Annotated in this window: 14 protein-coding genes; 4 read left to right on the top strand and 10 right to left on the bottom strand. The window is 60.9% G+C overall.

Annotated features, from left to right (window positions below; genetic code table 11):
* Nucleotides 1-144: 144 nt before the first annotated feature.
* On the bottom strand, nt 145-1,857 hold the full coding sequence (locus G7047_RS09280) for an alpha/beta hydrolase (protein WP_166303931.1): 1,713 nt from the start codon (nt 1,855-1,857) through the stop codon (nt 145-147).
* Between the two features lie 297 nt (nt 1,858-2,154).
* On the opposite strand from G7047_RS09280, the gene G7047_RS09275 reads away from it, so the two are divergent.
* Entirely contained in the window at nt 2,155-2,451 is a 297-nt protein-coding gene (locus tag G7047_RS09275) for a hypothetical protein (protein WP_166311977.1), read from the top strand.
* Here G7047_RS09275 and pgeF read toward each other — a convergent pair.
* Together pgeF and maiA are read right to left on the bottom strand one after the other, a co-directional pair.
* The gene (pgeF, locus tag G7047_RS09270; RefSeq protein WP_166303928.1) at nt 2,398-3,207 is read right to left on the bottom strand and encodes a peptidoglycan editing factor PgeF; all 810 of its coding nucleotides are present in this window, start codon (nt 3,205-3,207) and stop codon (nt 2,398-2,400) included. The two genes, G7047_RS09275 and pgeF, sit on opposite strands and share 54 nt — an antisense overlap.
* A gap of 33 nt (nt 3,208-3,240) precedes the next feature.
* The gene (gene maiA / locus G7047_RS09265) at nt 3,241-3,909 is read right to left on the bottom strand and encodes a maleylacetoacetate isomerase (protein WP_166311976.1); all 669 of its coding nucleotides are present in this window, start codon (nt 3,907-3,909) and stop codon (nt 3,241-3,243) included.
* Nucleotides 3,910-4,057: 148 nt separating this feature from the next.
* Between maiA and G7047_RS09260 the strand changes: the two genes are divergently transcribed.
* On the top strand, nt 4,058-4,753 hold the full coding sequence (locus G7047_RS09260) for a fumarylacetoacetate hydrolase family protein (RefSeq protein ID WP_166303925.1): 696 nt from the start codon (nt 4,058-4,060) through the stop codon (nt 4,751-4,753).
* 81 nt (nt 4,754-4,834) lie between these two features.
* Nucleotides 4,835-5,404 carry an NUDIX hydrolase gene (locus G7047_RS09255; RefSeq protein WP_166303922.1) on the top strand — a complete coding sequence of 190 codons (570 nt, stop codon included), beginning with the start codon at nt 4,835-4,837 and terminating at the stop codon, nt 5,402-5,404.
* Between the two features lie 21 nt (nt 5,405-5,425).
* On the opposite strand, the gene G7047_RS09250 is transcribed toward G7047_RS09255, so the two are convergent.
* The 7 genes from G7047_RS09250 to G7047_RS09220 form a co-directional block, all read right to left on the bottom strand.
* Nucleotides 5,426-6,691, bottom strand: coding sequence for a phosphatidylserine/phosphatidylglycerophosphate/cardiolipin synthase family protein (locus G7047_RS09250; RefSeq protein ID WP_166303919.1), 1,266 nt, complete (start codon nt 6,689-6,691; stop codon nt 5,426-5,428).
* A gap of 123 nt (nt 6,692-6,814) precedes the next feature.
* Nucleotides 6,815-9,559: a penicillin-binding protein 1A gene (locus G7047_RS09245; protein ID WP_166303916.1), complete on the bottom strand. Its 2,745-nt coding sequence runs from the start codon at nt 9,557-9,559 to the stop codon at nt 6,815-6,817.
* Between the two features lie 28 nt (nt 9,560-9,587).
* Nucleotides 9,588-11,681: an NAD-dependent DNA ligase LigA gene (ligA, locus tag G7047_RS09240; RefSeq protein ID WP_166303913.1), complete on the bottom strand. Its 2,094-nt coding sequence runs from the start codon at nt 11,679-11,681 to the stop codon at nt 9,588-9,590.
* A 168-nt stretch (nt 11,682-11,849) separates the two neighbouring features.
* Nucleotides 11,850-12,950, bottom strand: a complete 1,101-nt coding sequence (locus G7047_RS09235; protein WP_166303910.1) for a cell division protein FtsZ — start codon at nt 12,948-12,950, stop codon at nt 11,850-11,852.
* A 73-nt stretch (nt 12,951-13,023) separates the two neighbouring features.
* Nucleotides 13,024-16,548, bottom strand: coding sequence for a chromosome segregation protein SMC (smc, locus tag G7047_RS09230; RefSeq protein WP_166303906.1), 3,525 nt, complete (start codon nt 16,546-16,548; stop codon nt 13,024-13,026).
* 126 nt (nt 16,549-16,674) lie between these two features.
* The gene (locus tag G7047_RS09225; protein WP_166303903.1) at nt 16,675-16,998 is read right to left on the bottom strand and encodes a YnfA family protein; all 324 of its coding nucleotides are present in this window, start codon (nt 16,996-16,998) and stop codon (nt 16,675-16,677) included.
* A gap of 35 nt (nt 16,999-17,033) precedes the next feature.
* On the bottom strand, nt 17,034-20,213 hold the full coding sequence (locus tag G7047_RS09220; RefSeq protein ID WP_166303900.1) for an EAL domain-containing protein: 3,180 nt from the start codon (nt 20,211-20,213) through the stop codon (nt 17,034-17,036).
* A gap of 545 nt (nt 20,214-20,758) precedes the next feature.
* Here G7047_RS09220 and G7047_RS09215 point away from each other — a divergent pair.
* On the top strand, nt 20,759-22,612 hold the full coding sequence (locus tag G7047_RS09215) for an ABC transporter ATP-binding protein (RefSeq protein WP_166311975.1): 1,854 nt from the start codon (nt 20,759-20,761) through the stop codon (nt 22,610-22,612).
* The last annotated feature ends 36 nt before the right edge of the window (nt 22,613-22,648 follow it).

Here is a 22,648-nt window from a genome sequence, read left to right as displayed (position 1 = left end):
TTCAATGGTGAGATTCTTGCGTGACTCGGGCAAATCGGGTGCACAGGCTTACCCTCTTATGACTTGCCCTTACTGAGGTAGGCGAATCCGACTTTCCGCACCTCGAAATGGTGTAAAAAGTCGAAGTCACCGCTTTCGGGGCATTCAGGCCTTCTGCTTGACGTAGCTGCCGGGCGCTGGCTCCTGGGCCTTGTACTTGGTGCCCTTGCCGTAGGTCTTGGGCGCGGCGATCTGCTTGCCACCATGACCGCCAAGCCATTCCGACCAATCGGTCCACCAGCTTCCGGGATGTTCGGTCGCCGAGGCCAGCCAATCGTCAAACGATGACGGGAACTTGGTCTGTGGCTGCACCCAGTAGCTGCGCTTCTTCTTGGCGGGCGGGTTGATCACACCCGCGATGTGGCCGGACGCGCCCATCACGAAGCGCTTCTTGCCGGGGAATACCTGTGTGGACGCGTAAGCACCCTGAATCGGAACGATGTGGTCTTCACGCGAGCCATAGATGTACATGGGCAGATTGACCTCGGAGAGATCGAGCTGCTCGCCGCACACGGTCACGCCGCCGGGCTTGGGCAAGTTGTTCTCAAGATAGAAATTGCGCAGATACCAAGCGTACCAAGGACCGGGCAGATTGGTGGAGTCGCTGTTCCAGTACAGCAGGTCGAACGCGGGTGGCGTCTCGCCCTTGAGGTAGTTGCCAACGACATAGTTCCAAACCAAATCATTAGGACGCAAGAAGCTGAAGGTCGAGGCCAGATCCTGCCCCTTCATCAACCCACCATGGCCCATCTGCATCTCGCGGTAGCGCACAAAGTTCTCGTCGATGAACACGTCAAGAATGCCCGTATCGGTGAAGTCGACCAGCGCCGTCAGCAACGTGGCGCTCGCCACGGGCGATTCGCCACGCGCCTGCAGCACGCCGAGCGCGTTGACCAGCATCGTGCCGCCCACGCAGAAGCCGAGCGTGTTGATCTGCTCCGCCCCGCTGATGTCCTGCACCGTCTCGATGGCCTTGATGACCGCGTTCTGGATGTATTCATCCCAGGTTCGCTGCGCCATGGACTCATCGGGATTGCGCCAGCTCACAACGAAGGTGCGGTGGCCTTCGGCGACCAGATGGCGGATCAGCGAGTTCTCGGGTTGCAAGTCGAGGATGTAGAACTTGTTGATGCATGGCGGCACCAGCAGGAACGGGCGTTCGTAGACCTTGGCGGTGAGCGGCTTGTACTCGAGCAACTGAAAATAATCGTTCTCGAACACGACGGCGCCTTCAGTGGTCGCCACATTGCGGCCCACCTCGAACTGGCTTTCGTCGGTCATCGAGATGTGGCCCTGGCGCATGTCGTGCAGCAGATTGGCCATGCCCTTGGCGATGCTTTCGCCCTGTGTTTCGACGGCCATTTTCTGCGCGTCGGCATTGAAGGCGAGGAAATTGCTTGGCGACATCGCGGCCACCCACTGCTCTACACCGAATCGGATACGGGCCTTGGTTTTCTCATCGGCCTGAACCGCATCGACCATCCCCATCAGGGTCTTGGACTGCAGCATGTAGGCCGATGCAATGCTGGTAGCCACCGGATTCTTTGACCAGCCATCGCCCGTGAAGCGCCTGTCGGTCAGCGGCTTGCCGCTTTCCTGAACGCTGCTGGCGATGAGCAACTGCATTTCCTTGAGAAAATTCTGCTGAAGCTCAGTGAATTTTTCGGGTGAAACGCTGAGCTGATTGTGCGGCTGCATCATGGCAGTCATGGCACCTAGATCTGCGGGCGGCATTGATTGCAGCAACTTGTTCCAGCTATCCCCCCAGAGCTGCTGGAATTGGCGGGCTCCCTCGGCCCATTGTGCGTCAGAATCCATGGTGTCTCCTACGGTCACGTTGCGATGCCGGTATTAGGACAATGCTGAACAAGTTCTTCGCGTCTTGTGCATCTCCGATTGGGCAATCTGCTTCGTTCCACATACTCGCAATAGCTACGGCCATTGCGAGTACGTGCGCCTCGCAGCTCATCCCAAATCGAAGCGCGCGAAACGCGGTGCTCTATTCAGCGTCGCCATATCCGGTGTGAGCATCGTACAACCTGCACAAGTCCTTTCCCGCAATTCAGGACGTGCCGCCTCGTCTTTTTGTTGTTTCGGAGTTTTACATTGACGGCAATGATTTTGGTAGTGATTGCATGGCTCTATGTCACGCTGATGATGGCGGTGGCCGAAGCCACTGCAACGAACGGCAGCCTGCTTGGCGCTCTTATCACTTTCGCGCTGTATGGGCTGTTGCCAGTGTCCATCATCGTCTACGTTTTCAGCACGCCCGTGCGCAAACACATGCGCAAAATTCGCGAGGAGCAGGTCATGCGGCAATGGCAGGCGCAGCAGCAGGACACTGCAGAAAGCAATTTGTCACAACCGCCGATCAAGCCAGACAGCGGCAGCCAACCGCCCGCTTCCACCTAGCGCGCGCTGATCACGACGGTACGAAAAGAACCGCTCGGGATTGCTGAACGTGCACCACAACCCAGTGCTGTCATTGCCATGTAGAGAGGTCACGCCAGCGCGTTGAAGTCGATGGCGCGCAATGCCCGCCAGATCGGCAAGATACTTGTTCTTTTCAAGAGGTTTGAAGAAGACTTCCGCGCTTGGGTCAGCATCACAGAATGCGACGCGCACTTCCGCGCCCACCTCGAATGCGCTCGGCCCGATGCATGGCCCAAGCCATGCAAGCACATCGTCGGCATAAGAGAACTCTGCAACCAATTCTTCCAAAATCCCAAGAGCACCCGTCGGCCCCGCCAGACCGCGCCATCCGGCATGTGCCGCGGCCACCTGATCACCATGTCGATTGGTGAACAGCACGGGCAGGCAATCGGCCACCATGATCACACAAGCCAGCTCCGCCTCCCGTGTGGCGCAGGCATCCGCCTGCGTACCATTGACCGTCTCGCGAGTGAGCCACTCGACATGCGTTCCATGCACCTGATTCAGAAAAACAGGATGTACCGTCCCCGACGCGCTCTCGAGCGCTTCAGCAAAGATTGCTCGGTTGCGTTGAACCGCCAACGGATCATCCTGCACGTGGTCCCCCAGATTCAGACGGCCAAAGGGCCCGCTGCTCACGCCACCAGCACGCGTGGAGCAAAGCGCGCGCACATTTTCTGGCGCAGGCCAGTCGGGTATCAACCAGTCACCCGCCGCAGCGTATTCGTCCTTCATCACCACTTTCGATCCATCCAGAAAAAAACAGTCTCAGGCTTCATTGTCCGGGCAAGCGGACGGCTGGGCCCGTTGAAACGCTGGCAGCGCCATGCAGGCTTTGAAGGCGGCCATGGTGCGATCAAGCCCTTGCAGATCAACATGAAAACGTTGGGCGTTGAAGATCAACGGAACCAAACAGCAATCAGCCATCGTGGGGACATCGCCCCAACTGAAGCGCGAAGCGATCAGCCCAGCCGCTTCCCGTTCCTTCGCCAACAACGCCAGTTGGCGCTCGTAGGCTTCGAGTCCGGTGCGCGTCCAGTGGCGATACCACGCATCCTTGCTGGACTCGTCCACCATCAAGTTCTGCTTGAGATATTTCAGCACCCGCAGATTATTGAGCGGATGGATCTCGCAAGCCACCATCTGCGCAAGCGCCCGAACATGGGCCCGTCCAACAGCGTCCTTGGGCATGACGCCCGGGTCGGGGTGGACCTCATCCAGATACTCCATGATGGCCATGGATTGGGTCAACAGATGCGTATCGTCAATTTCGAGCGCAGGCACCAAAGCGTCGCCCACACGGTCTGCATAACCTGCCGCACGATGTTCCGCACGCACCAGATGCAGCGGAACATAATCGTACGAAAGGCCTTTGAGTTCCAACACGATGCGCACGCGGAACGAAGCAGAAGAACGGAAGTAGTTGTAGAGCTTCATGGAGGAAAGAGCATACGCAACCTGACTGTATTGCGCCAGCGTGGACATTACTGAATGCCGCGCTGCAATTCGCGTGGCAAACTGTGCGTGACAAGCCTTTTAGCGCCCGGCACCGGTCTTTTCAAAACCTTACTCCACTGTTCTCACCATGAGCTACGTATTTCCTCCCGCTCCCATCACCACCGTCCCCGTCGTCGGCAGCGACAACCTCTTCCCGGTGCACCGCATCTATTGTGTGGGCCGCAACTACGCAGAGCACGCCAAGGAAATGGGCTTCACCGGTCGCGAGGCCCCGTTCTTTTTCATGAAACCAGCCGACGCCGTGCTGGTCGTCAGTGACGGCGCCACCGGCGAGATGCCCTACCCCACGCTGACCCAGGATCTGCACCACGAAATCGAACTCGTGGTCGCGCTCGGCAAGGGCGGCAAGAACATCAAGGCCGCCGATGCGTTCGAACACATCTTCGGCTACGCTGTGGGCTTGGACATGACACGCCGCGACCTGCAGGCAGAGGCCAAGAAGCAAGGCCGCCCATGGGAAATCGGCAAGGGATTCGACCACAGCGCCCCCATGACGCCCATTGTTCCCACTGCGCAGGCGGGCGACATCCACAACGCGGCCATTTGGCTGAATGTGAACGGCGCCAAACGCCAGTCCAGCGAAGTCACCAAGCTGATCTGGAGCGTCGCCGAGACCATCGAGGTGCTGTCGCAAGCATGGGAGCTGCAGGCGGGTGACCTGATCTTCTCGGGCACACCGGAAGGTGTAGCCGCTGTCTTGAAGGGCGACCTGCTGGAAGGCGGCGTTCAGGGTTTGCCAGCGCTGAAGGTGAAGCTGGTCTGATCCGTCAGTCCCGCCGCACGGAGTGCTGCTGCATGTCTGTTAGCACTCTGAGTCCCTGATTCCTGCGCCACAATAGCCCACATGACCATTCGCGCCCCCGTTCGTTTCTGCCGCAACTGCGGTACCGCTGTCGAGCACCGTGTTCCTGATGATGGTGACACCCGCGTGCGCGCCGTCTGTCCGGCCTGCAAGACGATCCACTACGACAACCCACTCAACGTGGTGGGAACGATTCCCGTGATGCCTGATGGTCGTGTGCTGCTGTGCAAGCGCAACATCGAGCCGCGCTGGGGCAAGTGGACGCTGCCTGCCGGGTTCATGGAGCTGAACGAGACGACCGCCGAAGGCGCCGCACGCGAGACTGACGAGGAAGCCGGCGCCCATATCCGCATGGGTCGGCTGTTCTCGCTCGTCAACGTGCCACATGTGGGTCAGGTGCACATCTTCTACTGCGCTGATCTGCTCAGCGACCAGTTCAATCCGGGCCACGAAACCATTGAAGCACGCTTGTTCCGCGAGGATGAAATCCCGTGGGATGAGCTGGCTTTCCGTACCGTCAGTACCTCGCTGCGCCTGTGGTTCGAGGATCGAAAGACCGGTGCCGAAGTCGTGCACAACGTCGATCTGGCCGCGCCGAGGCACGACCTCTGAAGCTGACTTGGCACTGCTGCGTCAGAGTTGAGAGCGAAACGGCATCACCACCCACTCCAGCAGCCGCTGACGCAGCGAGCGCCGCACCCACATGGGACGGGTGTATTCGCGGCACTGTTCCAGATCAGCCTCGAACACCCGCGTCATATTGGCTGCAAATACCTCGTCATAGACATTGAGGCTGGCCTCGTCGTTGAGGCGGAACGAGCGCACGTCAAAGTTGGTCGAGCCCACCGACACCATTTCCGCATCAAGGATCAGCATCTTGTTGTGCATCATCGTCGGCAGGTATTCGTAGATCTTCACGCCGCGTGCAAGCAATTCGCCCCAAGTCGCCTTGGATGCGGTTCGCACCGTGCCGGAGTCGATATGTTGGCCCGGAACGGTGATGCGCACTCTCACGCCGCGCTCGAGAGCGGCGATCAGGGCATCGATGATGAGCAGGTCCGGCACGAAGTACGCGGCCTGCAGGTCAATGCTGCGCGTCGCGGCGGCAATCGCCATCAGATACATCAGGTGCATGCTCTCGCTGCCACCGGCCGGTGAGGCGATGAAGAGTTGCGCATCCGCCGCACCGTGACGATGCTGGGCTGGGAAATAGTCCTCGCCGGTGAGCACCTCGCCCGTCGTTTTGATCCAGTTGTCGCTGAACGCGGCCTGGGCCTGCAGCACTACTGGGCCTCGTATGCGAAAGTGCATGTCCCGCCAATGCGCCTCGTCCTGAGCATGGCCGGTCCACTGGTCGGCGATGCCGACGCCGCCGGTGAAGGCCGTCGTGCCGTCGACAATCAGTAGCTTGCGGTGCGTGCGATTGTTCAGCCGATCGACGCTGTACCAGCGCAGCGGACGGTAGCGCTGGACCTCGGCCCCGGCGTCGGTGACGCGCCTGATCAGCACATCCTCCATCTTGAGCGAGCCCATCCAGTCGAGCGTGATATGCACCTTCACGCCCGCCCGTGCACGCTCGGCCAGCGTATCGGCGAATGCCTCACCGATCTCGCCCGACCAGTAGATGTAGGTCTCAAAGCAGATACTGGTGCGTGCACCGCGCAGGGCTTCGAGCATGGCGGGAAAGATCTCGTCACCATTCTGCAGTGCCTCGATATGGTTGCCGGACACAATGGCCGGACCGAGCAGGTTGCCCATGTCACGGCGGCACTGGGCTGATCTCACCGGGTAGAGGTGCTTGACGCGGCGCTCGATCTTCTTCTCGGACAGCGCAAAGTTGCGCGCCACGATGACGAGCACCAGCGTCACCAGAGCGGTCCAGAAAATGGTCCAGAACATAGGCACTTGATCATGACTCCTGCCCCTCAGCCTAATGCAGCCGCAGGAGGTGGACTGTAGGACGTTGGTGCGGCGTCATGTCGCACCACGCCGTGCATGGTCAGGCCGGTCCGTCAACTCCGGTCAGTTCAGGCCGGAAGGCATGGGCGATGCACTTCCGCGCTCGACCGGCGATGTCACCACTGTTCCCGGCACTGGGGCCGGAGGCTGCACTGTCTGGCCGCCGCCCGGCATCGGCGGAACCGAATTGTTCGACGGCTGAGGAACATAGGGTGTCGGCACGGGTTGGAACTGCGGTGGCTGCTGCACCGGCGGAACCACACGTCCCTGCGGCGTCTGGATCTGCCCGTTCACAGGCATCGGCGGCTGTGCACCGGATGGCATCTGCGCGGGTTGCGACGGTTGCGAATGAGGTGGTTGCTGTTGCTGTTGTTGCGGCGGTGAATTCCAGAACGGGTCTTGCGACTCGCCCGCACCCGAAGGCGGCTGCGACGGCGGTTCGGAGTCGGCATCCGGTGTCGCGTTCTGAAGCGGTTTGAGCGGTGCCTCACCAATCTCCGGACGTGATTCATCGCTATCGTAGGTGACGGGCGCTTGCGTGCGCGGTGTCTGTGGCAGTTGCGAGCCCTGCACTTCCGGCGTGGTCGCGGCGGGTGGCTGAATCTGCTCCGTCGAGCGGCCAAACAGGTCGACCACCCAATTGCGAACCGAGCCAATCGCGTCGGCGATGATGCTGTGCTCTTCCTCATCCACGAACTTCAGATTGTTGTCAACGATCTTGCCGCGCACCGCCTGCTGGAACACCTGCCCGACGATGGGTAGCGCGCTGTGCGCGCCCTGACCCCAGTAGTCGCTGCGCAGCGTGATACGGCCATCGTTGAAGCCCACCCACGCGCCCGCGACGATCTGCGGATGCATCATGATGAACCAGCCATCAGTGTTGTCCTGTGTGGTGCCGGTCTTGCCCGCCACGTCGGCGCTGATTCCGTAGCGCGAGCGGATGGCCACGCCCGTACCTTTGTTGATCACGCCGCGCATCGCATTGCGCAGTTCCTGTGCAGGGACGAGCGCCAGCGCGCGCTGGGGTTTGGCGGGCCCGAACTTCTCGAGTACTTTACCGTCCTTGTCCTCGATCTGCGTGATCACCGTAGGCGCGAGGTATGCGCCAGCATTGGCGATGGAGCCGTAAGACGCCACCATTTCCTTCAAGGTGACCGGGCTGGTGCCGAGCGCGAGCGACGGCACCTCGTCGAGTTTGGATTCGCGCACGCCCATGGCCCGCGCAAGTTGTGCGACCTTCTCCGGTCCGACTTGCTGCATCACCTGCGCGGTGATGATGTTCTTGGAATACGCGAGACCATCCGAGAGCGTCATCGGCGCATAGCTAGGAGCGGAGTCGTCCGTGGGTTTCCACACCTGCCTGCCGCCATCGATGGGGATCTCGACGGGCTCGTCCATGAAGGTGTCGCTGGGCTTCAAGCCCTTGGCGAATGCCGCGCCATAGACAAAGGGCTTGAAGGTCGAACCTGGCTGACGGCGCGCGGCCTGCACATGGTCGAACGGGTCCTGGGCATAGTCGCGGCTGCCAACCCATGCGAGCACCGTGCCATCGCGTGGATCGAGTGCAAGAAAGCCCGCTTGCAGACGCGTCTTCTGCTGCTTGAGCTTGCCCATGAAATCGCTGTTCTCCAGCAGGTTCTTGAGCACTTCGTCGGGCTCCCCCCCCTTGCCCACCGCTTGCTCGTATTGGGACGATTCGCGCACCAGTTTCTGCACCAATGCGCTCTTGGTGCCCCAAACACTTTGCGGCGCCCAGACCTTGTTGGCGACGGCCTGCAACGCCTTGCCCTGTTTCTCGACGGCTTGATTGGCCATTTCCTGAAGCTTGCCGTTGACCGTGGTGCGGATCACCAAACCGTCGGAGTACAAGCTGTAGCCCTCGCGGTCAGCCCAGTCGATGAGCTGGCGGCGCAGTTGCTGCGCCAGATGCGGCGCAAGGCCGTTGACTTCGGCCTGACGCTCAAAGCGAATGCGCAGCGGGCGCTTGATGAGCTTGTCATATTCAGCCGCTGAAAGCTTCTCGCGCTTCTTCATCTGCGCGAGCACGGTGTTGCGTCGATCCTGTGCACGCTCGGGGTTGAGCACCGGGTTGTAGTAGACCGTTCCCTTAAGCATGCCGATCAGCGTCGCGCTCTCGATCACGTTGAGCTCATCGGCCGACTTGTCAAAATACGTGCGCGCGGCCATTTCGATGCCAAACGCGTTGTAGAGAAACGGCACGGTGTTGAGATAGGTCTCCAGGATCTCGTCCTTGGAATACGTCATCTCGATCTTGAGCGCCGTGATCGCTTCCTTGAGCTTGCGATTGAGCGTTGGGGCGCGGCCGATCTCCTCCGGGTAGAGATTGCGCGCGAGCTGCTGGGTGATGGTCGAACCGCCCTGCTTGTCGCCGCCGATCGTACGCACTACAGCGGACAGCGTGCGCTTCCAGTCGAGACCAAAGTGTTCGTAGAAACGATGATCCTCGGTCGCGATCAGCGCATCCTTGACTGGCTGGGCAATATCTTTGAGCGTGACCCACTCGCGGTTGATCCACTTGTACTCCGCTAGCAAACGCCCATCGGAGGACACGAGCTGCGCCGGTTGATCGGTCTTGGCCTTGCGCAGATCGCTGATCGATGGCGTGAACGGAATCAGGATCAGCACATAGAGAAACAGCGCAATCGGCCCTGAGGCCAGCAGCCACCAGAGATTGCGCCGGGACTTCCAAGGTTTGCCAGGCCACGGAATCCGCCTGAGCACTCCAGCCGCCTTGTTTTGAGAGGATGCAGGCGATGCCTGCTGGTTGTCTTCGCTGTTTGGGGACATGGCTGGTGCTCTTGGGCGACTTCCTGTTTTACTCTGGCGTGCGGCCCAGAAGGGCCAACATTTCCGCTTCGTCGAGCACCGGGACACCGAGTTCCTGTGCCTTGTCGAGCTTGCTGCCCGCCTCGGCTCCGGCGACCACGTAACTGGTCTTCTTGCTGACCGAGCCGGAGACCTTTGCGCCCGCGGCCTCAAGCATGTCCTTGGCCTCGTCGCGGCTCAGCGTGGGCAAGGTGCCCGTGAGCACCACGGTCTTGCCGGTCAGCAGTTGCTCGCCCTGCTGCTTGGCCTCGCCTTCGGCCCAGGTCACGCCACAGGCACGCAGCTGTTCGACCACCTCGCGGTTGTGCGGTTGCGCGAAGAAGGTGTGGATCGACTCGGCCACCACGGGCCCCACGTCGTTGACCTGCAAGAGTTCCTCGACGCTGGCATCCATGATTGCGTCGATATTGCCGAAATGCTTGGCCAGATCCTTGGCCGTGGATTCGCCCACATGCCGGATGCCAAGGCCGAACAGAAAGCGCGGCAGCGTGGTCTGCTTGGATTTTTCGAGCCCATCGAGCACATTCTGCGCGGACCTCTCCGCCATGCGATCGAGTGACGCGAGCGCGACCAGGCCCAGCCGATACAGGTCGGGCAGCACACGCACCACATTGCCCTCGACGAGCTGATCAACGAGCTTGTCGCCAAGGCCTTCGATGTCCATCGCGCGGCGCGCGGCGAAATGCAAAATCGCCTCCTTGCGCTGCGCGGCGCAGAACAGTCCGCCCGAGCAGCGGTGATTCGCCTCGCCCTTTTCGCGCACCACCGTGCTGCCGCAGATCGGGCAGGACGCAGGCATGCGGAAGTTGGGCACGTACGACAGGCGCTCACCCGGAACGCGGCCGACGACCTCAGGGATCACATCACCCGCACGGCGCACGATCACGGTATCGCCGGTGCGCACTCCCTTCTTGCGGATCTCGAATACGTTGTGCAGCGTCGCGTTGGTCACCACCACGCCGCCCACCTGCACGGGCGCGAGGCGCGCGACCGGCGTGAGCTTGCCGGTACGGCCGACCTGCACGTCGATGGCCTCCATGCGCGTGGGCATTTCCTGCGCCGGGTACTTGTGCGCCACAGCCCAGCGCGGCTCACGCGATTTGAAGCCGAGTTGGCGCTGCAGCGCGAGGCTGTTGACCTTGTAGACCACGCCGTCGATTTCGTAGGGCAGCGTTGCGCGCTCGGCCCCCATGCGTTCGTGGAACGCGACGAGTTCGATCGCACCATGTGCCACGCAGACCTGCGGCGCGACCGGGAAACCCCAGTCCTTGAGCGTCTGCAGCATCTGGAAATGCGTCTGGAAGTCCGGGCCGCCATCGGCCGACGCGGTGATTTCACCGAGGCCATACGCGAAAAACGACAGCGGCCGTTGCGCAGCGATATTCGAATCTAGTTGACGCACCGCCCCCGCTGCTGCATTGCGCGGATTGGCGAACAGCTTGCCGCCGTTGGCCGCTTGGCGCTCGTTGAGCTTGTCCAAGTCAGCGCGACGCATGTAGACCTCCCCGCGCACCTCGAGTACCGGAGGCACGCCCTTGTCGGCGGGCAGCGTCAGAGGGATCTGGCGGATGGTGCGGATGTTGTGCGTCACGTCTTCGCCGACCTCGCCGTCGCCGCGCGTGGTCGCGGTCACCAGCTTGCGGTTCTCATAACGTAGGTTCATCGCGAGGCCGTCAAACTTGGGCTCGGCCACATACTCGACCGCCGGGCTCGCCAGAGACAGCTCCAGCTCCTTGCGGATGCGCGCATCGAAGGCCTGTGCGCCGCTGGCTTCGTTGTCGGTCTCGGTCTGGATGCTGAGCATCGGCACGGCATGGCGCACCGGAGTCAAACCATCGAGCACCGCGCCGATCACGCGCTGCGTGGGTGAATCGGGGGTGAGGAGCTGTGGGTAGGACGCTTCAAGCGCCTGCAGTTGCTGGAACACGCGGTCGTACTCGCCGTCGGGCACGGTGGGCGCGTCCTGCACATAATATTCATGCGCCCAGCGGTCGAGCTGCTCGCGCAGAGCACTCACCTTGGCGACGACCTTGGCAGGCACGTCCTGCGTGGGTTCGGAGAAGAGATCAAAACTGTCGGACATGGCCGGTTGCATACTTTCTGCTGCGCGGGTACGTGGGGCACCATTCGCTGGCATGGGCGCGCGATCAACGCGCGTCAAAACGACACATTCCAAATGAAAGCGGCCGCCATTGTGAATGAGCGGCCCCTTGTCGGGCAAACTCAATGCCCCCCAGACTGTAACCAACTATCAGCTGAACAAGCGCCTTGCGAGTGCCGAGCCAGCCGACAACTCACGGCTGTCGAGCTTGTCATACAGCGTCTCCAAATCGGCCGTGATCGGGTCCATCGTCATCGCGGGCAGAGGCGAGCCATTCTGGTCACACAGCACGCCATCCATCGACTTGCACAGCTCTGCGGCCACTTCGCGCAGGCGGGCGAACGGCTGCTCAGTGCGGTGCACCTGGGCAACGTCGAGGCTCAATAGAACGTCGCGGATCGCGGACTGCTCGGGGTCATCGGAGAGTGCGGCCTGCGTGTCGTAGGACAGCGTGAGCACCGGTGGCATTCCGGCCTCCACCGCAGGCAGCACCAATCGCCCGGGCATGGCACCGGCCGTGAAGCTGACCTTTCCTGCGTTTTGCTGCACGTAGCCGGGGCTCCATGCGGCATGGCGTGCGCGTAGCATGAAGCTCAGTTGCGCATCGTGCTCGCTCGCGAACTGGTCCAGCTCGCGGCCACGCGCCACTTCATGGAGCATGTCGGGAAAATCGACCGCAGCGCCGATGGAGTCTACAAAGCTCTGAGTCTTCATGACGAATTCGGAGAACTCGATCTCATTGAGCGCGCCAAGTCGGTTGGCCAGTTGCACGCCCGCCTGGAATTGCCTGTAGCGCTGACCAGCCACGGGGCCTTCCCATTGCTGGGTCGTCTCGTTGAGACCTTCCACGGCAAACGGTTTGCTGCCCGCACGGCGCGTGGGTGGCAAGGCGGCGAGCGCAGCGTCGCCCGAGACAATCTGGTCGGCCACGATGGGCGCGAGCGCATCGATCAGCGGATCCAGTCCACCGCGGCGCTCGACGGGCGGTAGCGGCATCTGCAGCGCGTCCTTCAGATCCACCGAGTGCCCATCGAAACTCGGCTCGATGCCATTGTCCGGACCCAAGCTGGCAGAGCCGATACCTTCGAAACCGGGCTCATGGCGCACGGCCGGCGTATCGGACGACGCCTCGCTCTCGGTCGGGCTTGGGCGCTTCGGCGCGTTGCGATGGGTGGACCATGCGTTGTAGCCAACGACGACCGCCAGCACGAGTCCGCCGGCGATGATTAATGCGATCTGAAAAGTACTCATGGTGAATTCAAAACTTTGCGTGGCATCTTAGAACGTGTCTACGCTCCTGCGACGGACGGCTGCGCTGTCATGGTCAGACATCCGCCATGGACAGCGCGGACTCCATGTCCACCGCCACGATACGTGACACACCTTGCTCCTGCATGGTCACGCCGATCAATTGCTCCGCCATTTCCATAGCAATCTTGTTGTGACTGATGAAGAGGAACTGTGTTCCCTTCGACATCGCGGCCACGAGCTTGGCATAGCGTTCAGTGTTGGCGTCGTCCAGCGGCGCGTCCACCTCGTCCAGCAGACAGAATGGTGCGGGGTTCAGCTGGAAGATCGCGAACACCAGCGCAATCGCAGTCAGCGCCTTTTCGCCGCCTGAAAGCAGATGAATCGTCTGGTTTTTCTTGCCGGGAGGCTGCGCGATCACCTGTACACCGGCGTCGAGAATTTCGTCGCCCGTCATCACCAGCTTGGCCTGACCGCCGCCGAACAGCTCGGGGAACATGCGTCCGAAATGGCCGTTGACAGTCTCGAACGTGCCAGACAACAGCACGCGCGTTTCCACGTCGATCTTGCGGATCGCATCTTCCAGCGTGTTCATCGCGAGCGTCAAGTCTTCGGTCTGCGCATCAAGGAAGGTCTTGCGCTCGCGCGCAAGCGTCAGTTCGTCGAGCGCCGCCAGATTGACCGCACCCAGATCCGTGATGCTGCGGTGCAGCCTGTCGATTTCGCCCTGCAACCCGCCGATGCGCACATTGCCCTCGGCAATCGACTGTTCGATGGCCGTCAAGTCGGCCTCGGCATCGGTCAGCAGCGATGTGTATTGTTCCAGACCCAGACGCGCTGCCTGCTCCTTGAGCTGAAACTCTGTGATGCGTGCACGCAGCGGGTCCATGGCCCGCTCCAGCTGCATGCGGCGTTCGTCGCTGGCGCGCAGCTTGGCGGTCAGGTCGTCATACTGGCTGCGTTGGGCGCCGAGCGCCTTTTCACGCTCGATCTTTTCGTCAAGCGCTGTCTGCAGGCCACCTTGCGCAGCGGCGGCGGACAGGCGATTCATTTCATCTCGTGCGCGCACATCTTCGTCGGCCAGCGACTTGGCCTGTGCCGCCGCTGTATCGATCGTGCGGGACAACTCTCCCTTGCGTGCATCCATGGTGCGGCGAGAGAACACCGCCTCCTGCGCCTGCCGTTCCAGCGAACGCTGCTGTTCGCGACATTCGTTGAGCTTGCGTTCGGATTCAATCACGCGTTCGTCGAGTTGCGCATGGCGCTCCTGGCTGTCGGCCAGTTGCATGTCGAGTTCTTCGAAGCGCGCTTCGGCGGAGACTTTGCGCTCCTGCAGATCGTTCAACTGCGCATCGACCTCGGCCAGATCGGCACCGATCTGCGCGCTGCGGGCACGTGTCTGCTCGGCCATCTGCGTGAGGCGCAGCGTCTCGACTTGCAGCTCGTGTGCGCGGCTCTGGGCCTCGGTGGCTTCGCGGCGGGCAGTGACAAGGCGCTGCGAAGCATCCGCATAGGCGGCTTCGGCGCGAATCAGCGCGGTACGCGACTCTTCGCTGATCAGTACCTGCGCACGCAATTCCTTTTCGAGGTGCTCGATTTCCTGTGCCCGCGCCAACATACCGGACTGCTCGGAGTCCTGTGCGTAGAAGCTCACGCTGTTGGCCGTGACTGCATGACCGGTCGCCACGTAAATCGTCTCGCCAGACTTGAGTTGCGAGCGGCGGTTGAGCGCCTCGTCCAGCGACGGCGCTGTGAAACAACCGGTCAGCCAGTCAACGAGCACGGCATTGAGCCCTGCGTCGTTCACCCGTAGCAGGTCGGACAGGCGCTGCGTGCCATTGGCCGCTGCGCTCGCTCCAGCCTGCGGCTTGCTGTAGAAGGCCAGACGCGCAGGCGGCGCGTCGGTGCCGCCATGACCGAGAAAGCCGCGCACCATGTCCAGGCGCCCTACTTCCAGCGCATTCATACGCTCGCGCAGAGCCGCTTCAAGGGCACTTTCCCAACCGGGTTCGACGTGGATGCGACTCCACAGGCCCTGCATTCCTTCGAGGCCATGTTTGGCAAGCCACGGTTGCAGCTTGCCATCGGTCTTGACCTTTTCCTGCAAGGCCTTGAGCGCCTCCAGCCGCGCCGACAGATCGGCCTGGCGCCCGCTTTCAGTGTTCACGGTCTGCTGGCGCGAGCGGCGGTCATCATCAAGCTGAGGGACGGTATCTTCCAGCTCCAGATGCCGTGCCTCGGCCATTTCGGCGTTTTCGGTGGACTCTTCGAGCTGGCTTTGCAAATTGGTCAGGCGAGCCTCGTCGGGCGAAGCCAGTGCATTGCGGTCGGTGCGCAGGCGTTCCTGGCGCGACTCGAGCTGGCGGCTCTGCTCGCCAAAGCCGCGCTGCTCGGCGGCCAGCACCTGAATCTGCTGCTGGACCTGTACAACGGACGCGCGCTGTTCGGACGCGCGCAACTGGGTCTGGCGCAGAGCGTCTTCGAGGTCGGGCATCTGCATGGCCTGCTCTTCGACCTGCGCGGCGAGCAGCTCGGCCTTTTCCTCGGCATCCATGCCCGCGCCGGAAAGCGTTTCGAGCTCGATCTCGGCCTCTTCCTTGCGGCCCATCCACTGGGCGATCTGCTCAGCCAACTGCGTCAGGCGGCTTTCCACCCGCTGACGGCCTTCGACCACGTAGCGGATCTCCGCCTCGAGCTTGCCGACCTCGGCGGTTGCCTCGTAGAGCCTGCCCTGCGCCTGATTGACCTGATCGCCAGCTGCGTAATGCGACTGGCGGATGGTCTCCAGATCGGCCTCGACGGCGCGCAGATCGGCCATCCGGGCTTCCAGATCGTTCACGGCCTGCAAGCCTTCTGCACGCACTTTGGCCTGATCGCTCTCGGAGTCTGCGCGCTTCAAGAACCACAGCTGATGCTGCTTGAGCGTGACATCGGCCTGCAGCGCGTTGTACTTGGCCGCCACCTCGGCCTGCTTCTCGAGCTTTTCGAGGTTGGCGTTCAACTCACGCAGGATGTCTTCAACCCGCGTGAGATTCTCGCGTGTGTCGGACAAGCGATTTTCGGTCTCGCGGCGGCGCTCCTTGTACTTGGAGACACCGGCGGCTTCTTCGAGGAACAGGCGCAACTCTTCGGGGCGCGACTCGATGATCCGGCTGATCGTGCCCTGCCCGATGATGGCGTAAGCGCGAGGCCCAAGGCCTGTGCCGAGGAACACGTCCTGAACATCCCGGCGGCGCACCGGCTGGTTGTTGATGAAGTAACTGCTGGTGCCGTCCCGCGTGAGCACGCGCTTGACGGCGATTTCGGTGAACTGGTTCCACTGCCCGCCCGCACGATGATCGGCGTTGTCAAAGATCAGCTCCACGCTGGAGCGGCTGGCCGGTTTGCGATGGGTCGTGCCGTTGAAGATCACGTCCTGCATCGATTCGCCGCGCAGCTCGCTCGCCTTGGACTCCCCCAGCACCCAGCGCACCGCGTCCATGATGTTGGATTTGCCGCACCCATTCGGCCCCACCACGCCAACGAGCTGGCCGGGAAGCAGGAAATTGGTGGGTTCGGCGAACGACTTGAAGCCGGCGAGTTTGATGGAGTTGAGACGCACGAGTCAGGCGGTTTTGATCAGGGCGCAGTGAAAGTTCAGAGTGGAATCATACCGTGCAAGCACCTTGTTCCGACCAGCGCCAGACTGGCGCTACCAAATTTGACAAAAAACGTCACTCGAGAATGGTCAGCTGGAGCGAGGTGCAAACGCGATGATGGCCATTCCGGCCAGTGTCACCGCGCCGCCCACCACATCCCACAAACCCGGTCTCACGCCGTCGACAGCCCAAAGCCAGATCAAAGCAACACAGACGTAGATACCGCCATAGGCTGCATAGACGCGTCCAGAGGCATCGGGGTGAAGCGTCAAAAGCCATGAAAACAGTGCCAGACTGGCAGCTGCTGGCACCAGCAACCAGATGGAGCTGCCCTTGCGCAGCCAGAGCCACGGAAGATAGCAGCCGACGATTTCTGCGAGCGCAGTCAAGAGATACAAGCCAAGTGTGGTCATGCCGCCGATCTTAGGGCCTGATTCTTCCTGATCACTCAAACTGTTGCGGATGCCTTGGCGTGTGCAAGCGATTGGACCAGCACCTCGAACTCACGGATCGGCAGTGGCGGGCTCAGCAGATACCCCTGCCAGCCGTAGCAGTGATTGCGCTCGAGAAATTGACGCTGGGCCTCGGTTTCAACACCCTCGGCCGTGACCTGCAAGCCCAGACTGGTGCCCAGCGCCACGATGGTTTTGGCTATTGCCGCGTCGTTCGGATCAGTCAACACGTCGCGCACAAAGCCTTGATCAATCTTGAGTTCATCCAGCGGCAAACGCTTCAGATACGACAGAGATGAGTAGCCGGTGCCAAAGTCATCGAGCGAGAAACCCACACCATAGCTCTTCAGGTGCGACATCTTCTTGACCGTATCATCGATGTCTTCGAGCAGCAGGCTTTCAGTCAGCTCGAGGCGCAGATGGCGCGCCTCCGCGCCCGTGCTGGCAAGCGCCGCAAGCACTTGCGGCACAAAGCCCGCCTGGTGAAATTGACGCGCGCTCACATTCACTGAGAGCGTGAGTTCACTCAACACTGTATCGTTTGCCCAACTCGCCAGACGCTCGCAGGCCGCCTTCACACCCCACTCGCCCAGACGCAGAATCAGGCCGCTCTCTTCGGCTAGCGGAATGAACTGCGCAGGCGGAATTGACCCCTTCTGTGGGTGCTGCCAACGCAGTAGCGCCTCGGCACCGACAATGCGGCCGTGCAGCATTTGCGGCTGGTAGGCAAACTCGAACTGCCCCTGCGCTATGCCAGTGCGCAAGTCGGACTCAAGGGCGACGCGCGCTTCGACCACCGCCTGCATTTCAGGATCAAAGAAGCGAAGCGCATTGCGCCCCTCTGCCTTGGCGCGATACATGGCCAGATCGCCGCGCTTGAGCAGCTCATCCGCAGATTCGCGCTGCCCATGGAACAGCGTGATACCGATCGATAGCGTTGTGTGGTGGTGCTCGTTGCTGAGCTCGAACGGCTCACGCATCACGTTCAGAATTTTCTGCGCAACTTCTTCTGCTCCAGCGGCAGCCGCCTGTTCGCTTTCGCCGAGCGAGCGCAGAACGACCACAAACTCATTGCCACCATGTCGAGCGACGGTATCGTCCGCATGCACGCAACTGCGCAGGCGCTGGGCCACTATGCCCAACAGGCGGTCACCCATGTCATGCCCCTGGGTTTCATTGAGGCTCTTGAAATTGTCCAGATCAAGCATCAGCACCGCACCATAGCTCTGATGCCGTGCACTCATGGCAAGCGCCTGCTGAAGACGGTCAAGCAGCAAACGTCGATTGGGCAACTGCGTGAGCGGATCGTAGTAGGCCAGATAACGCGCGCGCTCTTCGACCGCCTTGCGCTGGCTCACGTCAACCAGCGTGATCAGGTAGTTGTCTTCGTCGTCCCCGAGGATCACCCCGGCCATCTCGAGGGACCGCGAGTGCCCACCCTTGTGAGTGATGACACATTCCATAGCACGTATGTAGCCGTTGCCCTCGCGCGCCTCACGGCAGGCCTCGTTCCAGCGCGTGCGGTAGAGCTCGCGCTCCTGCGGGTCGCGCACGATGGTTTCCCACCAGTCGTCGAGGCTTGCAATCTCATGTGTGTCATAGCCACAGATCTGGGAAAAACGCTCGTTGCTGAAGTTGAAGCCATCGTCACGGACTTTCGCAATGCCGATGGGCAGGCGATCCAGAATGCCGCGCAGCCGCTCCTCGCTCGTGCGAAGGGCCTCCTCCATCTGCTTGCGTTCGGTGATGTCGAGAACGACCGAGACGTTCTGCATCGGGCGTCCCTTGCGGTGCGATACCGGAGTCGCGGTGAGATCCACCCAGACCGGCTTGCCGTCCTTGCGCAGGTAGCGCTTTTCGAGACGAACAGACGCCAGATTGCCCTCGATCATTTGCCGCATCTGGTCACCGCTGCTGGAAAGGTCGGCGGGATGCGTGAAATCCTGGAAGCTCTTGCCCTCGATCTCTTCGACGGTGTAACCGAGCATCTGGGCAAAGGTCTCGTTTGCGCGCTCAATCTGTCCTGTCGCACTTTGCACCTGAATGATGCCGACTGCCGCTTGGCCGAACAACGTGCGAAAGCGCTCCTCGCTCGCGAGCAACGCGGCATTGACATCGTCGGCATGGCTGAGCGCCTGCGCCCGTCGAAGACTCAGGAGGACCACAAGAATGGAGAGCAGCGCCGTGAGCAATACACCTGCGCCGGCCATCAGTGCAGGGAGGCTGCGTTCGAGCGGCGACAGCAGTGGCGTATCGTGCTCGAACCTCAAGCGCCACAATCGACCACCGAAATGCATATCCTTCTGCAGATGAGCACTCTCCGCCCCACTCAATGACTGCGAGGTATAGAGCAACGCAGGAGACTTCAGCGGCACCAGCAGCCCGTCAGCATCCAGTTCGCCCATATCCGACATGTTGAGCACCAGATGCTCCCAAGCACCTTCACTACGCACATTCTCGATCAGGTCGCTCATGCTGACCGCTACATCCACTGTGCCGATGAAATCGTCGTCCTTGGCCAGCGGCCCCTGCGCCGCGAATACGGGCATGCGCATCACCACACCACTGGACGAGGTGGACTTCTGAATCAGCGAAAACGGCGCGGAAATGGCCATGTTCCTGGTATCGCGCGCCCGGATCACGGCCTGCATGTTCACAGGCTGCGAGTGCATTTCGAGACCTTCAACCTTTTCATTGCCCCGAAATGGCCACACGTATTCGATCACGTAGTATTCGGGCCAGAAGTCTGCCGGCTGGAAATCAAAATTCCGATGTGATTGACCAGTGAATGACGGTTCTGCGCGCGTGCGTGCCAGAAAATCCTGTCGCTCCAAACCAGGAACATGACGGGTGAATGAAACTCCAAGCGCACCGGGATGACGCCGACCCAGTTCCATGTTGTCCGCAAGCCTCTCGAAGTCACGACGCTGCAATTGCGGATTGAGCTTCATCACACCCTGCATGCCGCTCAAGATGTCCATATAGGACTGGAAGCGACGCTGCACGGCCTGCGTGAAGGAGCCGACCTCCTGCTCGAAGCGCATGTGTGCCACGGCACTCGCCGAATTCTGCTGGTGGTGCCACATCGCAAAGCTGCCCAGCAATCCCAGAATGCCGACGACCATGCCCGGCACCCAGAACCGAAGCGGGAAGCGCGAAGAGGGAAATTCGGACATCAATGAGTCAGGTGAATGGGCGAATTGGACGAAGAGACCTGGGAGCTTGACCGTGTAAAGCCCCGGTACGAATCAGATCGGCACATGGCGAGGCACCTTATCCGACGATTATGTTTCCAGCTATGCCGCAATGGCAACCAATAGTTATGAAATTACGCATTTCATTACAAATACGTGTTACAGATTAAAATCGAATGGCGACTTGGCACCCTGAAAACAGAGTGCGTTAGAGGGACGACTAACCCACAAGTCGCATGTTTGGCCTTGAAACTTGCTGCTTTCTGTCAGTGAGTCCAAATTTTTCAACCATTGACGTTTATTCATGAAACGGGTTCACATGGCGCGAATGATGTTGGCGCAAATGCAACAACCATAGCGCCCCATTCATGCTGCGCATGCAACCGACCTCGAGAAAGGTCGTGAGATTTTGACAAAACCTCCGCCCCCGATCACTCGCAGGCCCCTGAATTTTTATGGTCTCTCGACGATGCACGGACATACGGACGCCCTGCCCGTAGTATCGCAACAGGAGTTACATACGAGTGTTGTTCAATATTTTTGAGAGGCGTCTTCCGCCCTACCCACCCAACGATCCACCATTGCCACCGAATGGCTTTTTTGCTTTTCTGTGGGCCTGCACGCAAGGCATGCGAGGCTGGATCGGGCTGCTGACGCTGACCTCTGCGCTGCTGTCGGTCTACGAAGCCTTCCTGTTCGCCGTCATGAGCCGAGTGATCGACTGGCTCTCGGCCACTCCCGCTGCCGAGCTTTGGCAGGTGCATCACGGCAGCCTCACCGGTATTGCCGTGATCCTGCTATTGAGCATCGTTTTGCTCGGTCTCCATACGCTGGTGATGCATCAGGTGTTGGCTATCAACTTTCCCATGCGCATGCGCTGGGTATTTCACCGGCTGATGCTTGGGCAGAGCATGTCGTTCTATGCCGATGAATTCGCTGGCCGTATCACCACCAAGATCATGCAAACCGCCCTTTCGGTGCGAGAAGTGGTGTTCATCGTCGTGGACGTGATGGTTGGCGTAGGCGTGTATTTCGTCAGCATTCTGCTGCTGGCGGCAAGCTTCGACTGGCGCATGATGGTGCCATTCGGCATCTGGCTCGCCTGCTATGCTGCGGCGTGCTTTTATTTCGTGCCACGACTCGGCAAGATCGGCAAGGAGCAGGCAGACGCCCGTTCGCTGATGACCGGTCGTGTGACCGATGCCTACACCAACATTGCCACCGTCAAGCTGTTCGCCCACACCCGACGCGAAGCTGAATACGCGCGCAACGCCATGGACTCGTTCAAGCAGACCGGCTACCAGCAGATGCGTCTGGTGAGCCAGTTCGAGCTGACCAACCACGCCATGATCACATTGCTGATCCTGAGCAGCTCTGGATTCGCATTGTGGCTATGGACCCAAGGTGAAGTCGGCACGGGCGTAGTTGCCGCCGTGATCGCCATGGCATTGCGGATTTCGGGCTATTCTCACTGGGTGATGTGGCAGATGACCGGTCTGTTCGAGAACATCGGTACCATTCAGGACGGCATTGTCACGCTCACTAAACCGCGCAGCATTGTGGATGCTCCGAATGCCAAGCCACTGGTCGTTTCCGAGGGCCGGGTGCATTTCGAGAACCTGAGCTTTGGCTACAAGGATGGCGGCAAGCGCGTCATCGACCATCTGAACCTGAACATCCGCCCTGGCGAGCGCATCGGACTCATCGGTCGCTCGGGGGCAGGCAAGTCCACGCTGGTGAACCTGCTCTTGCGTTTTCACGACGTGCAAGGCGGCCGTATCACCATTGACGGTCAGGACATCCGCAGTGTCACGCAAGATAGCCTGCGCGGCGCCATCGGCATGGTCACGCAGGACACTTCGCTCCTGCACCGCTCGATGCGCGACAACATCCTCTATGGCCGCCCCGATGCAAGCGAAGAAGAAATGCGCGCCGCCGCCCTCAAGGCCGAGGCTGCAGAATTCATCGACAGCCTCACCGACCTCAAGGGCCGCAGCGGCTATGACGCGCAGGTCGGCGAGCGCGGCGTGAAGCTCTCGGGCGGCCAGCGCCAGCGCGTGGCGATTGCGCGCGTGATGCTCAAGGACGCGCCGATCCTGCTGCTCGACGAAGCCACCAGCGCACTCGACAGTGAGGTCGAAGCAGCCATCCAACAAAGTCTCGACGGCCTCATGCACGGCAAGACGGTGATCGCGATTGCCCACCGCCTGTCCACAATCGCCGCGATGGATCGCCTTGTCGTGATGGACAAGGGCCAGATCGTCGAACAGGGAACGCACCAGGAGTTGCTGGAAAAAGCCGGTATCTACGCCAAGCTCTGGGCGCACCAGAGTGGCGGATTCCTCGGTGAAAATTCCAGCGACCATCTGATCGCGAGCTGACAACCAAAGGCCCTGAGGCGCAAAGCGGCTCAGGGC

The sequence above is a fragment of the Diaphorobacter sp. HDW4A genome (genome assembly GCF_011305995.1).
Lineage (GTDB): Bacteria > Pseudomonadota > Gammaproteobacteria > Burkholderiales > Burkholderiaceae_C > Diaphorobacter_A.
This window is presented reverse-complemented; position numbering and strand designations above follow the sequence as displayed.